Genomic DNA, 15,239 nt, shown 5'->3' with positions numbered 1-15,239 from the left:
ATGGACATCAGCATTCACACGACATCCCTGCCGCATGACGACCCGGACGCTTCGCTCGCCTTCTACCGCGACCTCCTCGGCTTCGAGGTCCGCAGCGACATCGGCCAGGGCAGGATGCGCTGGATCACGGTCGGCCCGGCCGGTCAGCCGGGCACCTCGATCCTTCTGACATCGCCTGCCGCCGATCCCGGCATCACCGAGGACGAGCGCCGCACGATCACGGAGATGATGGCCAAGGGAACCTACGGCTGGATCCTGCTGGCCACCCCGGACGTCAACGCCACGTTCGAGAAGGTGCAGGCCGGTGACACCGAGGTCGTCCAGGAGCCGACCGAGCAGCCGTACGGCGTCCGCGACTGCGCCTTCCGCGACCCGGCGGGCAACCTGGTCCGCATCCAGGAGCTTCGCTGATGTGCAAGCCCGAATGGCGGCGTGCACGCATCCAGGCGCAGCGCCTGGCCGACCTCGCGCGGCTGCGCCGCGTCCGCGACCGGATCGACAGGGAATACGCGCAGCCACTGGACGTGGAGGCGCTCGCCCGCGATGCGGACATGTCCGCCGGGCACCTGAGCCGGCAGTTCCGGGCCGCCTACGGCGAGTCTCCGTACGCCTACCTGATGACGCGTCGCATCGAGCGGGCGGCAGCGCTGCTGCGGCGGGGCGACCTCAGCGTCACCGAGGTCTGCTTCGCGGTCGGTTGCGCGTCGCTGGGCACGTTCACCACCCGCTTCACCGAGCTGGTCGGCATGCCGCCCGGGGCCTTCCGGCGCCAGGCGGCGGATGCGGCGGCCGACCACGGCGATGCCGCGGGTGCGGCCCGCGAGGCCGGGCCGGCGGTCAAGGTGGAGGGGATGCCGGCGTGCGTGGCGAAGCAAGTCTCGAGACCGGTCAGGAACCGGGAAGCCCGCAGGCCGTCGTCGACGGCTTCATCGGCGCCGCCGTGGGCGCCGGCGCCCCGGTCCTGAAGTCCGCCGCGAAGTCGCCGTGGGGCTGATGCGGCGTCCTCCAGGCCCCTCCACGGGACGACCGGACGATCGCGACCTCGGCCGAGGAGGTCGGCGTCCCCGCCGACGGCACGGGCTTTCCCACCTGCGGCCGGGGCCATCGCCGCAGCCGCACGGCCCTCTTGGGCGCCGCCGGGGGCGGCAGGCGGTGCAAGCGGGCCGCTAACGGTTCTCGACCGGTTATACATCGACGCACTCGAAGCTGCAGACACAGGGCGAGGTGAGATCACCTCCGGTCGGCATGAGGAGTGCGTGATGCTCAAGGTCGTTTCGCGTGACGGCACGACGATCGCCTACGAGAAGTCGGGCGAGGGCCCCCCACTCGTACTGCTCAACGGTGCGTTCCGCGACCACACGATCTTCTCCGAGCTCGTTCCCGAGCTGGCCCGGCACTGCACGGTGTATGCCTACGACCGCCGCGGGCGCGGCCAGAGCGGCGACGCTCCCGAGTACGCCGTCGAGCGGGAGATCGAGGATCTCCAGGCGGTGATCGAGGAGGCGGGCGGCTCAGCGGCCGTGTTCGCCGGGTCGACGGGCGCGAACCTGGCGATCCAGGCGGCGCTCACGGGCACGCCGATCACCAGGCTGGCGCTCCACGAGCCGTTCTTCCGGGTCGACGGGTTCCCAAAGACCCCGTGGAACGCCGCGCGGACGCTCCAGGTCCTCCTGGACGGCGACCGGCGCGACGAGGCGGCCGAGTATTTCCTCGGCCCCGTCCTGGGCCTCACCCCCGACACCGTCGCGGAGTGGCGCAGGAGCCCGATCTGGGCCATCAACGAGGCGAACGCGCACACGCTGCTGTACGACGTCACGATCTGCGGCGACTTCACCGTCCCGGCCGGCCCGCTGGCCGGATTCGAGACGCAGACGCTGGTCCTCAACAGCGACAGCACCAGCGCCTGGCTGCGTGCGGCGGCGCAGGCGACTGCGGCGGCCCTTCCCAACGGCCGGGCCCTCGAGCTGCCCGGGTCCTGGCACCGGATTGACATGGACGTGCTCGGCCGGACGCTCGCCGAGTTCGCCACCGCCTGAAAGGTCCCGCCACCCCTGCCCGCGCCGCCGCCCTGCGGCGCGGGGGGCGTGCTCGACCCATCCCCCGAAAGTCCGCATCTACCTCCCGGGAGAACACCACCGTGACCACGGCTCACACCCTGGCCGCCCGGTACACCGCGGAGGCGGCCCCGGCCGCCGCCCCCAGCGAGCGCGGCGCCACCGTGTGGCTGACCGGGCTGCCCAGCGCGGGCAAGACCACCCTCGCCTTCACGCTTGCCGAGCGCCTGCGCGCCGAGGGGCACGAGGTCGAGGTGCTCGACGGCGACGAGATACGCGAGTTCCTCTCGGCCGGCCTGCGCTTCACCCGCGAGGACCGGCACACCAACGTGCAGCGGATCGGCTTCGTGGCCGGGCTGCTGGCCTCCCACGGCGTCAAGACGCTGGTTCCGGTCATCGCCCCGTACACCGAGTCCCGCGCCGCCGTCCGTGCCCGGCACGCCGCCAGTGGCACGCCGTTCCTGGAGATCCACGTGGCCACCCCGGTCACGCTCTGTTCCCAGCGCGACGTGAAAGGCCTGTACGCCAAGCAGGCGGCCGGCGAGATCTCCGGTCTCACGGGCGTCGACGACCCGTACGAGGCACCCGAGAACCCGGAGCTGCGCATCCAGACGCAGGGCCGCTCGGTGGCCGATTCCGCAGCCGAACTGCACACCTTCCTGATCGAGAGGGGCCTGGCATGACGACCGCGACCCATCGCCTGATCGAGGCGTCGGGGAACCCCTTCGCGCTGACGCACCTGGACTCGCTGGAATCCGAGGCGGTCCACATCTTCCGCGAGGTGGCGGGCGAGTTCGAGAAGCCGGTGGTCCTCTTCTCCGGCGGCAAGGACTCGATCGTCATGCTGCACCTGGCGCTCAAGGCGTTCGCACCCGCGCCGGTGCCGTTCGTGCTGCTGCACGTCGACACCGGGCACAACTTCCCCGAAGTCATCGAGTACCGGGACCGCACGGTCGCCGAGCACGGCCTGCGCCTGCACGTGGCCTCGGTCCAGGACTACATCGACGCCGGCAAGCTCACGGAGCGCCCCGACGGCACCCGCAACCCGCTGCAGACCGTCCCGCTGACCGAGGCGATCCAGCAGCACAACTTCGACGCCGTCTTCGGCGGCGGCCGCCGCGACGAGGAGAAGGCCCGCGCCAAGGAGCGCGTCTTCTCCCTGCGCAACGAGTTCTCCCAGTGGGACCCGCGCCGCCAGCGCCCCGAGCTGTGGCAGCTCTACAACGGCCGCCACGCACCGGGCGAGCACGTGCGCGTCTTCCCGCTCTCCAACTGGACCGAGCTGGACGTGTGGCAGTACATCGCCCGCGAGAAGATCGAACTGCCGGACATCTACTTCGCCCACGAACGGGACGTCTTCCTGCGGGGCGGCATGTGGCTGACCGCCGGCGAGTGGGGCGGCCCGAAGGACGGCGAGACGGTCGAGAAGCGGCTCGTCCGCTACCGCACCGTCGGCGACATGTCCTGCACCGGCGCCGTCGACTCCGACGCCGACACGCTCGACGCGGTGATCGCCGAGATCGCCGTCTCCCGGCTCACCGAGCGGGGCGCGACCCGCGCCGACGACAAGATGTCCGAGGCCGCGATGGAAGACCGCAAGCGCGAAGGGTACTTCTAGCGATGACGACCACCACCGAGCAGCTCAGCGCGACGACGCTGCTGCGCTTCGCCACCGCCGGTTCCGTCGACGACGGCAAGTCCACCCTGGTGGGCCGGCTGCTGCACGACTCCAAGTCGGTCCTGGAGGACCAGCTGGAGGCCGTGGAGCGGGTCTCCGCCGACCGCGGCCAGGACACCCCCGACCTCGCGCTGCTGACCGACGGCCTGCGGGCCGAGCGGGAGCAGGGCATCACCATCGACGTGGCCTACCGCTACTTCGCCACCGCGCGGCGCCGGTTCATCCTGGCCGACACGCCGGGGCACGTGCAGTACACCCGGAACATGGTCACCGGCGCCTCCACCGCCGACCTCGCGGTCGTGCTCGTCGACGCCCGCAACGGCATGGTCGAGCAGACCCGCCGGCACACCGCGGTCGCCGCCCTGCTGCGGGTGCCCCACGTGGTCCTGGCCGTCAACAAGATGGACCTGGTGGGCTACAAGGAGTGCGTCTTCGCGGAGATCGCCGAGGAGTTCACCTCGTACGCCGCCACGCTCGGGATCAAGAACGTCGTGGCGATCCCGCTCTCCGCGCTGGCCGGAGACAACGTCGTCGAGCCGTCCGCCAACATGGACTGGTACGGCGGCCGGACCCTGCTGGAGCACCTGGAGACCGTCCCGGTCGGCAGTGACCCCAGGGAGGAGCCCGCCCGCTTCCCGGTCCAGTACGTGATCCGCCCGCAGACCGCCGACCACCCCGACTACCGGGGCTACGCCGGCCAGATCGCCTCCGGCGTGCTGCGGGTCGGGGACGCTGTCACCATCCTGCCCTCCGGCCACACCACCGCCGTCGCGGGCATCGACGCGCTCGGCACGCAGACGGACGTCGCCTGGGCGCCCCAGTCCGTCACCGTCCGCCTCACCGAGGACATCGACGTCTCGCGCGGCGACCTGATCGCGGCCACGGGCACGGCCGGGGCGCCCACCACGGACATCGAGGCGAGCGTCTGCCACCTCAACGAGCGCCCCCTGCACGTCGGCGCCAAGGTCCTGCTCAAGCACACGACCCGCACCGTGCGCGCCCTGGTCAAGGACATCTCGTACCGGATCGACATCAGCACGCTCGAACGGCGCCCCGGCGCCGAGGGCCTGCAGGTCAACGACATCGGCCACGTCGTGCTGCGCACGGCCGAGCCGCTCGCGCTCGACCCCTACGCCGACAACCGCCGGACGGGCTCGTTCCTGCTGATCGACCCGGCCGACGGCACCACTCTCGCCGCCGGCATGGCGGGCGAGCCCTTCGAGGCCGTACGGCGCACGGCCGCGGCCATCAACGAGGAGGACTGGCTCTGATGCACCACCAGACGATCGGGCGCATGGCCGTGGCGGCCGTCGCGGTGAGCGCGGCCGCCGGACTGCTGTCGGGCTGCAGTTACGGCGCCAGTGCCGACGAAGTCCCGGCGGCGCAGACCGCCGGTGTCTCGGGTGCGAAGCTCTCCGCCGACACCGTGAAGATCGGCTACTTCCCGAACCTCACGCACGGGACCGCCCTGGTGGGCCTGCAGGACGGCCTGTTCCAGAAGGAGCTGGGGTCGACCCGGATCAAGTCCCAGTACTTCAACGCCGGTCCGGCCGAAATCGAGGCGCTCAACGCCGGTTCGATCGACATCGGCTGGATCGGCCCGAACTCGGCGATCAACGGCTACGCCAAGTCGCACGGCACGTCCCTGCGGATCATCGGCGGCTCGGCCTCCGGCGGCGTCAAGCTGGTGGTCAACCCGGCGAAGATCGGCTCGCTGGACGACCTCCGGGGCAAGAAGATCGCCACCCCGCAGCTGGGCGGTACCCAGGACGTCTCCCTGCTCAACTATCTGGCGGGCAAGGGCTACAAGGTGGACCCGGCCTCCGGCGCGGGTGACGTCAATGTGCTCCGTACGGAGAACAAGGTGGTGCCGGAGGCGTACAAGTCCGGCTCCATCGACGGCGCCTGGGTGCCCGAGCCGACCGCCTCCAGGCTGGTCACGCTCGGCGCGAAGGTCCTGCTGGACGAGAAGTCGCTGTGGCCGGACGGCAAGTTCGTGACCACCAACATCATCGTCTCGCAGAAGTTCCTGACCGCGCACCCCGACGTCGTCGAGGCCGTGCTGCGCGGCGCGGTGGCGGCCAACGCCTTCATCAAGGCCGACCCGGAGAAGGCGAAGGCCGACGCCAACCTGCGGATCAAGGCCGACACGGGCAACGCGCTGCCGCCCGCCATCCTCGACCCCGCGTGGAGCGGCATCGACTTCATCGACGACCCGCTGGCCGCCACCCTGCAGACCGGGGCCGACCACGCGGTCGCCGCGGGCCTGCTCGCCAAGCCCGACCTCGCCGGGATCGTCGACCTGACCCTGCTCAACAAGGTACTCGCGGCGGCGGGCCGGCCCGCCGCGGCGGACGCCGGGCTCGGCGTCAAGTGACGACCCGCGGCACCCCGTAGCTCCGCGCAGCGCCCCGTCCACTCCCGCAGGAGGTGTCCGCAATGACCACGGCACTGACCATCCCGAAGTTCGCCCCCGTCGTCGAGACCACGGACGAGTACCCGGCGGTCCGGCTCTCGCACGTCTCCAAGGCCTTCGGCCGCCCCGGTGCGGACTCCGTCGTGCTCGACGACATCAGCCTGGACGTGGCCCCGGGCGAGTTCGTCACCCTGCTCGGTGCTTCCGGCTGTGGCAAATCCACCCTGTTGAACCTGGTGGCGGGGCTCGACGAACCCAGCGCCGGAACCATCGAGGTACCCGGCACCCGGCCGTCGCTGATGTTCCAGGACCACGCGCTGTTCCCGTGGCTGAGCGCGGGTCGCAACATCGAGCTGGCGCTGCGCCTGGCGGGCGTGCCGCGCGCGGAGCGCAGGCCCGAGGCCGAGCGGCTGCTGGAACTGGTCCGCCTCGGCGGCGCGCACCGCAAGCGGGTCCACGAGCTCTCCGGCGGCATGCGCCAGCGCGTGGCGATGGCGCGCGCGCTCGCCCAGGGCAGCACCGTGCTGCTGATGGACGAGCCGTTCGCCGCACTCGACGCCATCACCCGGGACGTCCTGCACGAGGAGATCACCCGGATCTGGAACGAGCGCAGGCTCACCGTCCTGTTCGTCACCCACAACGTCAGAGAGGCCGTGCGCCTCGCCCAGCGCGTCGTCCTGCTGTCGTCCCGGCCCGGCCGGATCGCCCGGGAGTGGCGCGTCGACCTGCCGCATTCGCTGCGGGGCGAGTCCCGCGAAGTCGCGGCGCTGTCCACCGAAATCACCGAGCATCTGCGTGGGGAGATCCGCCGCCATGTCCAGCAGCACTGACACCCTGCCCGCGGCGGGCGGACGCGCCGCCCGCCGCGACGGCGTGGGGACCGGCCTCGACACGCTGGGGGCCGGACTCGACGCGCTGGAGGCCGGCCACGCGCAGCGCGCCTCGTTCAGCCAGGTGCTGAAGAAGAAGGTGCTGCCGCCGATCCTGGGCATCGTGCTGGTCCTCGGTGCCTGGCAGCTCGCCTACAGCCTGCACCTGACCAGCCCCGAAAAGCTGCCGAGCCCGGCCGGCGTGTGGCACGCGCTCGCGGTCCTCTGGGACGAGGGCACGCTGTTCTCCATCGTCTGGACCAGCCTCTGGCGCGGCGTCTCGGGCTTCTTGGCGGCCGTCGCGATCGGTACGCCGATCGGCCTGTTCGTCGCTCAGGTCAAGCCGGTACGGGCCGCCATCGGGCCGGTGCTGGCAGGCCTGCAGTCGCTGCCTTCGGTCGCCTGGGTGCCGGCCGCCGTCATCTGGCTCGGCATCAACAACTCGGCCATGTACGCCGTGATCCTGCTGGGCTCGGTGCCCTCGATCGCCAACGGCCTGATCGCCGGGATCGACCAGGTGCCGCCGCTGACCCTGCGGGCCGGCCGTACGCTCGGTGCGAGCGGTCTGCGCGGCGCCCGGCACGTGCTGCTGCCCGGCGCCCTGCCCGGGTACCTGGCCGGGCTGAAGCAGGGCTGGGCGTTCTCCTGGCGGGCGCTGATGGCCGCCGAGCTCATCGCCTCCTCCCCCGAGCTGGGGATCGGCCTCGGCCGCTACCTGCAGAACCAGCGGGAGTTCTCCGACATGCCGGGTGTGATGCTCGGCATCATCCTGATCTTCGTCGTCGGCGTCGCCATCGACCTGCTGTTCTTCAGCCCGCTGGAGCGCCGGGTGCTGCGCAGCCGCGGGCTGCTCGCCGCACGCTGAGGCGCCCGCCCTCCAGCGGAACTCGACACGGTCCCGATGTCCTGTTGAGCCACGTTGCACAAGATGACGTTGGGCGGTCCCCCCTGCGAATGGAGATCGACATGGGCGCGAGGCCCAGGTCCGCTATGCGATCCCTGTGGAAGAAGTTCGGTGAAGGCCTGATGTGGACGGGGTTCGCGTGGCACGGCCTGTATCCCCCCTGCGCATGGAAGGAATCCGCCGCCCTGCCTGCCGGCCAGCCGTGCCCGCCACCGCTGTCGGAAGCGGAGCTCGCCCAATGGGCGGCGCTGGTGAAGCAGCTGCAGTAGGCACGACTTGGATCGACTGGAACCGACCACATAGAGAAGGAGGCCAGGGTGGGCAGCGCCAGCTCGGGCATCACGCGTCCCCAGGCACTGATGAAAGACGGCCAGCTGCGACGCGTCCTCGGGCTGTTCCGCCCGTATCGGAGGAAGCTGCTGTCCGTCGTGTTGCTGGTCGCGGGCTCCTCCCTGGTCTCCCTCGTCAACCCGTTCCTGATCCGTGAGGTCATGGACACGGCGCTGCCGCAGGACAGGCTGGGGCTGCTGTCCCTGCTGGCCCTCGGCATGATCTTGGTGTCGGTCACCACCAGCTCGTTCAACGTCTGGCAGACGCACGTGTCGGCCACGGTGGGCCAGCTCGTCATGCACGATCTGCGCACGGCGGTGTACGGCCACCTCCAGCGGATGTCGCTGGCCTTCTTCGCCCGTACCCGTACCGGCGAGGTGCAGTCGCGCATCGCCAACGACATCGGCGGGATGCAGGTCACCATCACGACCACCGCCACGGCGCTGCTGTCCGACGTCACGATCGTCATCGCCTCGACCACCGCCATGTTCCTGCTCGACTGGCGGCTGACGCTCGCGTCCATGCTCATGCTCCCGGCGTTCGCCCTGGTGAGCCGTCGCGTCGGGAACGAGCGGCGGACCATCACCCGTGACCGGCAGAACCAGCTCGCCGGGCTGTCCTCGACCATGCAGGAGTCGCTGTCGATCAGCGGGATCCTGCTCAGCCACACCATGGGCCGGTCCCGCTCCCTGACCGACGACTTCTCGCGGCAGTCGCGCAAGCTCACCGAAGTCGAGGTGCGCGTCACCACGGCGGGCCTGTGGTACCAGTCCACGATCTGGATCGTCATAGCCTCCATGCCGGCGGTGATCTACTGGGTCACGGGGCTGACCTCGAGCAACGGCCACATGGCCATCTCCATCGGCTCCCTGGTCGCCTTCACGTCGCTCCAGCAGAGCCTGTTCCGCCCGGCGCAGCGGCTGCTGACCGTCGGGATCGAGATCCAGGGCTCTCTCGAGCTGTTCGGCCGCATCTTCGAGTACCTCGACCTGCCCGTCGACATCGCCGAGCCGGAGCGGCCGGTCGAGCCGGCCGTCTTGCGGGGGGAGGTGCGCATGCGGGGGGTCGGCTTCTCCTATACGGGGACGGACCAGCCGACGCTGGCCGGCGTCGACGTGACCGTCCCCGCGGGCCGCAGCCTCGCGATCGTCGGAGAGACCGGCTCGGGGAAGACCACGCTCAGCTACCTCATCCCGCGGCTGTACGACGTCACGTCCGGTTCCGTCACGATCGACGGGGTCGACGTGCGCGACCTGTCCTTCGCCACGCTCACGTCCGCGGTCGGCGTCGTCTCCCAGGAGACGTACCTGTTCCACGCCACCGTCGCGGACAACCTCCGGTTCGCCAAGCCCGACGCGACCGACGAGGAGCTGTTCGCGGCGGCGCGGATCGCCCACATCCACGACTATCTGATGCTCCTGCCCGACGGCTACGACACGGTGGTCGGCGAGCGCGGGTACCGGTTCTCCGGCGGTGAGAAGCAGCGCCTCGCCATCGCCCGCACCATCCTGCGCGACCCGCCGATCCTGGTGCTCGACGAGGCCACCAGTGCCCTGGACACCCAGACCGAGCAGGCCGTACAGAAGGCCATCGACGCGGCGAGCGTGGGCCGTACCACCATCACGGTCGCCCACCGGCTGTCGACCGTCCGCAACTCGGACGAGATCATCGTGCTGGACCGGGGCCGGGTCTCCGAGCGCGGCACCCACGATGAGCTGCTCCTGCGCGGTGGCCATTACGCGACGCTCATCAACCGGGACAGCGAGCCGATAGCGGTCTGAACTCCGCCGCCCGGACGGCCCTGTCGAAGGGGCGGGGCCGTCCGCCGGCGCCGGCGGACGGCCGGAAGGACTCGTCCTAGAGCCGAGCTCGAGTCCGGTGAAAGCGGCCGCCCCTAGCCTCGGGCGAATGGATCCCACAGCTTCCGAAACATTCGAGCCATCCGGGCCGAACCGCCGCACGCTGCTGCGTTACGGCACCTTGGCCGGCCTGGGCGCCCTGGTCACCGCGGCCCCCTTCTTCAAGTCGGACGGTGCGGCCGCCGCGACGGCCGGCGGGCCCGAGCCGTCGGCGCCCGAGCTGAAGCTGACCAAGTTCCGGGATCCGCTGCGGATCCCGCCGGTGCTGCGCCCCCGCGACCGCGGCAACCATGACGAGCTGACCGTCCGCATGCGCACCGCCGACGTCACCGTGCACTCGCAGATGCCGCCGGTGACGATGTGGACGTACGAGGGCGTCTACCCGGGCCCGACGATCAAGACGGTCAGCGGCCGTCCGCTGCGGGTCGTCTGGGAGAACCAGCTCACGGGCAACATCCCGGTCAAGGCCGTCGACTTCACCTCGCCCACGGGCCGCTCGCCCGACCCGCTCACCAACTACCCCGGCACCGCGGGGACCGAGGTGGTCCCCGGTGTGTCGGACCTGGCGCCGTGGGCCGCGGTGCACATGCACGGCATGCTGACCGGCGGCGGCAACGACGGCTGGATGGAGAACCTGATAGGTCCGGGCGACGTGCAGTTGTCGGCCTATCCGAACGACCAGGCCGCGACGACGCTCTGGTACCACGACCACACCCACCACGTGAGCCGCTTCAGCGTGTACGCCGGGCTCGCGGGCATGTTCGTCTCCCGCAACGAGGAGGAAGAGGCGCTCGGCCTGCCCGAGGGCGCCCGCGACGTGCCGCTGATCCTCAGCGACCGCAACTTCGACGTGGACGAGACCGGGGCCCTGGTCGGCCGGCTGGTCCACAAGGTGGAGATGATCGGCCCGCAGCGGCTCATGCGCACCCACTCGGCCCCCTACACCCTGGTCAACGGGGTGGTCTGGCCGTACCTGGAGGTCACGCCCCGCTGGTACCGGTTCCGGATCGTCAACGCCGCGAACTCCCGGATCTACCGGTTGATGCTGCTGGCGGACGGCCGGCCCGTCCCGGGGGCGCTGCGGGTGATCGGGACCGACCAGGGTCTGGTCGACAAGCCGGCGGCCGTCGAGGGGGCGCTCAACCTCTCCCCCGGCGAGCGCGTCGACGTCCTGGTCGACTTCGGCGCGTTCCGGGGGCAGGCCCTGAAGCTGGTCAACACGCTGGAGGGCATCACGCCCGGTACCTCCAACAAGCTCAACGACCTGCTGGAGCCCGATGTGATGCAGTTCCGCGTCACGGACCAGAGGCCGTCCAACGGGTTCGTGCTGCCGGAGGTCCTCTCGCCCACGTTCAAGCGGCTCACCCACGACGACCTGCCCCACGACCTCGCCCACCGGTGGGTGGTCGTGGTCGGTCCCGGCTCGACGAACATTCCCGAGCTGTGGGAGATGGAGGAGGTCGACCCGGCGGGGATCACGTTCCCCTCTTCCGGGATCGTCCAGGTCCAGGACGCCGAGGGCACGGTCAAGACGCTGCGCAGGACGGCGATGGCGTACGACGACGGCAAGACGTTCACCGCCGCGCACGGCAGCGTGGAGATCTGGAAGTACCTCAACCTCGCCGCGTCCCCGCACCCCATGCACATCCACCTGGCGCACTTCCAGGTGCTGTCCCGCGAGAGCTACGACATCACCGGGTTCCACCGGGTGACCCGCGGCTCGGCGAAGCCCATCGCGTTCAAGGCCGCGGGGGTGCTGGAAGCGCACGAGCTCGGGGAGAAGGACGTCATCCGGGTGGGTACGGCCGGCCAGATCACGCCGAACGCCACGCTGGGCGAACTGGTCACCGTGGCGGTCCGGTTCCCCGTCGTCGGCAGGGGCGTCCACCACTGCCACATGCTGGAGCACGAGCAGCACATGGTGCGGCCCCTGGTGGTGTCGCCGGGCGCCCATGTGCAGGCAGCCGCGCAGACGCACGCGAGCGGCCACCACTGACGCACAACGCCGTGGGCCCGCGCCGGTGACCGGCGCGGGCCCACGGGGCGCGCTACGAGCCTCGCCGGCTCAACCGGCAGGGACCTTGCCGGCTCCGGCGCCGGCTGCCTGGGCTATGCGCTGACGCATCTCCTCGGTGCTGTTGGCGCGCGGGAACTCCTCGTCGGGAACCTCGACCCCGAGGAACGCGCACAGCGGCTCCCACCCCTGCTTCACGTCGTACACGAGGACGTTGTCCGCGCCGAGGGCGCGTACGACGTCCTCGGTGTGCCGGTGGTAGACCTTGATGGCGTGGTCCTTGTCCGAGAACCGGCCGTCGAAGAGGCCGTCCCAGACCAGGGCGTTGACGACGCGGAACAGCCGGGCCTGCCGGGAGCCCGGCTCGGGCGGGTGCTCCATGGTCCGCAGCGCGAACTGGTACAGCGTGTCGTACGTGCTCTTGTACCAGCCCTCGGCGTCGCGCACCGTGAGGACCACCTTGGTCCCGGGGAGCGCCTCGCTGATCTGCTGGTAGTAGACGGTGGAGGGGCCGTCCACCGCGGAGGCGAAGCCGTCGTAGAGCGCGGCCCAGTCGGGGCGCTCGCCGTCGCAGATGATCCGCTCCCACTGCGCCAGGCGCTGCTCGTCGTCGACGATTTGGAACATGTGGAAGCAGGGCCCGAGGCCGAGCCGCTCCAGGGCAACCTGGAGCGATGTGGTGCCGGTCCGGCCCAGGCCGGCGTTGATGAGCTTCAACACGGTGGTGTGTCCTCTCCCTCAGCGCCAGACCGCGTCGTCCTGGTGGGTGGCGACGTTCACCCGGTTCCAGAAGTTGACCAGGCTGATGTGCATGACCAGGGCGCCGAGCTGCACGTCCGTGTAGTGCTTGGAGGAGTTCGCCCAGACCTCGTCCGACGGCGCGTTCTGAGCGTCGGTCTGCAGGGTGACGGCCTCGGCCAGCTCCAGGGCGGCGCGCTCGGCGTCGGTGAAGGAGGGCTCGGTCCGCCAGGCGTCCACCAGGGGCAGGCGCTTGTCCGCGGGCTCGGTCGGGAAGGTGTAGACCCGGCCGTTGAGTCCGGCGACGCGCAGCCGGATGAAGTCGAGGGTCGACTGCGGCACGCCGACCTTGCCGATGACCTCGGACAGGTCGAGCAGGGGCTGCAGGGCGCCGGGAACGACCAGGGAGGGGTTGCCCATCCGTTGAGCCATCGAGAGTTCTCCTGTGTGATAGCGGTGTGCTGGAAGGTGAGAGGACGTCGGGCAGGGCCGTCAGACCGGGATCGCCTCGATGATCGAGATCGGTGACGCGGTGGGGATCGCCCTGGTGATCTTGAAGCCCGCCTTGGCGAACAGCTCGGTGTACTGCGCGAGGGTGCGGTCCCGGGAGCCGATCATCAGCATCAGCCAGAGGTCGATGGTGTGGCCGATGTGGCGCTCGTTGTTCTCGGGGAGCAGGTACTCGATGCAGAGCAGCTTGCCGTCGGGGCCGATCGCCTCGCGTGCGTTGCGCAGCGCGGTCAGGGCGTCTTCCTCGGAGAAGTTGTGGATGATGCGCTTGTACAGGTACGCATCAGCGCCCTTGGGCAGGTGGCCGAGGTAGCTGCCGTGCTCGACGGTGTAGCGGTCCGCGACGCCGGCCTCCTCGAAGAGCGAGGCCGAGTCCACGGTCGCGATCTCGAAGTCGTACAGCACGCCCTTGGCGTCCGGCGCCTGCTGCAGGACGCCCGCCAGGAGGTAGCCGCGGCCGCCGATGACGTCCACGACGGTGCGGAACGGGGAGAAGTCGTAGGCGGCCAGGACCGGGTCGGTCTCCGACTCCGAGAGCTTGCCGAACGCCTGGAAGAACGCGGCGGCGTAGGCATGGTTGGCGTGGAAGAAGTCCAGCGTGCTCATGCCGCGCAGCTTGGGCAGGTTGGCCTCGCCGGTCTGCACGGTGGTGAGCAGGTGGCCCCACTCCTCGTGCAGCAGGGGGTGGCTCATCAGCTGGGCGAACTTCCGCATCGAGTCCTGCGCGTCCTCGCGGAGCTTGCCGGACAGCGCCGTGTTCTCGTACCGGCCGTCCGGACGGACCGCGAAGACTCCGTGACCGGACAGCGCGCGCAGGATCCGGTGGGTCGCCTGCGGGTCGGCTTCGACCCGCCGGGCGATGTCCTCGGCGGACAGCGGCGCGTCGGCGAGCACGTCCGCGATGCCGAGCCTGGCCGCGACGGAGATCGCCTGGGTGATGACGGCACCCTGAATCAATTCGAGCAGCGCGTAGGAATCCGACTGGTCGCGGACCTCTGCCGATGCGGGCATCGCTTTCCCCTCAGAGTGACTTTTCTCGGATTCCAGACCATAGGTCGGCGCTTCTCCCCGCCGCAACCGACCGATTTTCTCAGATCATCGACAAGAAGGGTTCGACCGGGGAATTCTCGCGTTTGAACGGAGCCCAGCTCTACTAACACTCGACCGGGAATCCGACCCCGCTTGTCAGGCTGTGCCGACCGCGACCTTGCAGCCGCCTTGAGGAGGCCGACGTTGGCGCACGACACCACGACTCCGGTGGATTTCTGGTTCGACCCGACCTGCCCCTGGGCCTGGATGACGTCCCGGTGGGTCCTTGAGGTCGCCGAGCGACGTCCCCTGGAGATCCGCTGGCACATCATGAGCCTGACGGTGCTCAACGAGGGGCGCGCGGACCTGGACGAGCGCTGGCACCGGGACCTGGCCCTGCGCATGGAGCCGGTACGGGTCTGCGCCGCCGCCGAGGCCGCGTACGGACCCGGGGTGCTGCTCCGGCTCTACACCGAACTCGGCACCCGGTTCCACCTCGAGAAGGCGCCCAAGGAGCGGGCCACCTACGAGGCGGCCCTGGTCGCCTCGGGCCTCGATCCCGCCCTGGCCGACGCGGCCGGGTCCGACGCGTTCGACGGCGCGGTGCGCGCTTCGCACCACGACGGCATCGCCCGCGTCGGCACCGATGTGGGCACCCCCGTCATCGCCGTGGGGGACGTGGCCTTCTTCGGCCCCGTGGTGACGCCGACCCCGAGGGGGGAGGCCGCGGTGAAGCTCTGGGACGGCGTGCTCGCTGTGGCCCAGACCGACGGGTTCTTCGAGCTCAAGCGCACCCGGACCCGGGACCCGATCTTCGCCTGAGCCCCGGTGTCCACCA

The 15,239-nt window shown here is 70.5% G+C and carries 16 protein-coding genes; 13 read left to right on the top strand and 3 right to left on the bottom strand.

From position 1 onward, the window contains the following. From AC3IYI_RS43085 to AC3IYI_RS43030, 12 genes are all read left to right on the top strand, one after another. Positions 1 to 411, top strand: a complete 411-nt coding sequence (locus AC3IYI_RS43085) for a VOC family protein (RefSeq protein WP_489412420.1) — start codon at positions 1 to 3, stop codon at positions 409 to 411. After that, positions 411 to 965 (top strand): helix-turn-helix transcriptional regulator, encoded by a 555-nt coding sequence (locus AC3IYI_RS43080; RefSeq protein WP_489412419.1) that lies wholly within the window; start codon positions 411 to 413, stop codon positions 963 to 965. The genes AC3IYI_RS43085 and AC3IYI_RS43080 overlap by 1 nt, the downstream gene beginning before the upstream one ends. A 294-nt stretch (positions 966 to 1,259) precedes the next feature. Next, a complete protein-coding gene (locus tag AC3IYI_RS43075; protein WP_489412418.1) occupies positions 1,260 to 2,036 on the top strand; it encodes an alpha/beta fold hydrolase in 777 nt (258 codons plus the stop codon). Positions 2,037 to 2,155: 119 nt separating this feature from the next. Beyond that, positions 2,156 to 2,737 (top strand): adenylyl-sulfate kinase, encoded by a 582-nt coding sequence (cysC, locus tag AC3IYI_RS43070; RefSeq protein ID WP_489412443.1) that lies wholly within the window; start codon positions 2,156 to 2,158, stop codon positions 2,735 to 2,737. After that, the gene (gene cysD / locus AC3IYI_RS43065; protein ID WP_489412417.1) at positions 2,734 to 3,672 is read left to right on the top strand and encodes a sulfate adenylyltransferase subunit CysD; all 939 of its coding nucleotides are present in this window, start codon (positions 2,734 to 2,736) and stop codon (positions 3,670 to 3,672) included. Before cysC ends, cysD begins: the two co-directional genes overlap by 4 nt. Before the next feature lie 2 nt (positions 3,673 to 3,674). After that, positions 3,675 to 5,003, top strand: a complete 1,329-nt coding sequence (locus AC3IYI_RS43060; RefSeq protein WP_489412416.1) for a sulfate adenylyltransferase subunit 1 — start codon at positions 3,675 to 3,677, stop codon at positions 5,001 to 5,003. Beyond that, a complete protein-coding gene (locus AC3IYI_RS43055; RefSeq protein WP_489412415.1) occupies positions 5,003 to 6,109 on the top strand; it encodes an aliphatic sulfonate ABC transporter substrate-binding protein in 1,107 nt (368 codons plus the stop codon). The genes AC3IYI_RS43060 and AC3IYI_RS43055 overlap by 1 nt, the downstream gene beginning before the upstream one ends. 62 nt (positions 6,110 to 6,171) lie before the next feature. After that, positions 6,172 to 6,978, top strand: coding sequence for an ABC transporter ATP-binding protein (locus AC3IYI_RS43050; RefSeq protein ID WP_489412414.1), 807 nt, complete (start codon positions 6,172 to 6,174; stop codon positions 6,976 to 6,978). Then, complete coding sequence (locus tag AC3IYI_RS43045; protein ID WP_489412413.1) at positions 6,962 to 7,882, top strand: ABC transporter permease; 921 nt, start codon at positions 6,962 to 6,964, stop codon at positions 7,880 to 7,882. Before AC3IYI_RS43050 ends, AC3IYI_RS43045 begins: the two co-directional genes overlap by 17 nt. 89 nt (positions 7,883 to 7,971) lie before the next feature. Next, positions 7,972 to 8,190 carry a hypothetical protein gene (locus AC3IYI_RS43040; protein WP_489412412.1) on the top strand — a complete coding sequence of 73 codons (219 nt, stop codon included), beginning with the start codon at positions 7,972 to 7,974 and terminating at the stop codon, positions 8,188 to 8,190. 90 nt (positions 8,191 to 8,280) lie between these two features. After that, positions 8,281 to 10,032, top strand: a complete 1,752-nt coding sequence (locus AC3IYI_RS43035) for an ABC transporter ATP-binding protein (protein ID WP_489412442.1) — start codon at positions 8,281 to 8,283, stop codon at positions 10,030 to 10,032. A gap of 199 nt (positions 10,033 to 10,231) precedes the next feature. Beyond that, positions 10,232 to 12,106, top strand: a complete 1,875-nt coding sequence (locus AC3IYI_RS43030; protein ID WP_489412411.1) for a multicopper oxidase family protein — start codon at positions 10,232 to 10,234, stop codon at positions 12,104 to 12,106. 69 nt (positions 12,107 to 12,175) lie between these two features. Here AC3IYI_RS43030 and AC3IYI_RS43025 read toward each other — a convergent pair whose 3' ends face one another. Genes AC3IYI_RS43025 through AC3IYI_RS43015 form a run of 3 tightly spaced genes read right to left on the bottom strand, consistent with a single transcriptional unit; the run spans position 12,176 to position 14,383 of the window. Continuing rightward, positions 12,176 to 12,844 (bottom strand): sulfotransferase family protein, encoded by a 669-nt coding sequence (locus AC3IYI_RS43025; protein WP_489412410.1) that lies wholly within the window; start codon positions 12,842 to 12,844, stop codon positions 12,176 to 12,178. Between the two features lie 18 nt (positions 12,845 to 12,862). Then, the gene (locus AC3IYI_RS43020) at positions 12,863 to 13,294 is read right to left on the bottom strand and encodes a carboxymuconolactone decarboxylase family protein (RefSeq protein WP_243336583.1); all 432 of its coding nucleotides are present in this window, start codon (positions 13,292 to 13,294) and stop codon (positions 12,863 to 12,865) included. A 60-nt stretch (positions 13,295 to 13,354) separates the two neighbouring features. Then, positions 13,355 to 14,383 (bottom strand): methyltransferase, encoded by a 1,029-nt coding sequence (locus AC3IYI_RS43015; protein WP_489412409.1) that lies wholly within the window; start codon positions 14,381 to 14,383, stop codon positions 13,355 to 13,357. A 222-nt stretch (positions 14,384 to 14,605) separates the two neighbouring features. On the opposite strand from AC3IYI_RS43015, the gene AC3IYI_RS43010 reads away from it, so the two are divergent. Further along, positions 14,606 to 15,223 carry a mycothiol-dependent nitroreductase Rv2466c family protein gene (locus AC3IYI_RS43010; protein WP_489412408.1) on the top strand — a complete coding sequence of 206 codons (618 nt, stop codon included), beginning with the start codon at positions 14,606 to 14,608 and terminating at the stop codon, positions 15,221 to 15,223. Positions 15,224 to 15,239 lie beyond the last annotated feature (16 nt).

This window comes from Streptomyces sp. GL_148 (genome assembly GCF_057834205.1).
The sequence above is the reverse complement of the archived record's forward strand: the minus strand, read 5'-3'. Positions and strand labels throughout refer to the sequence as shown.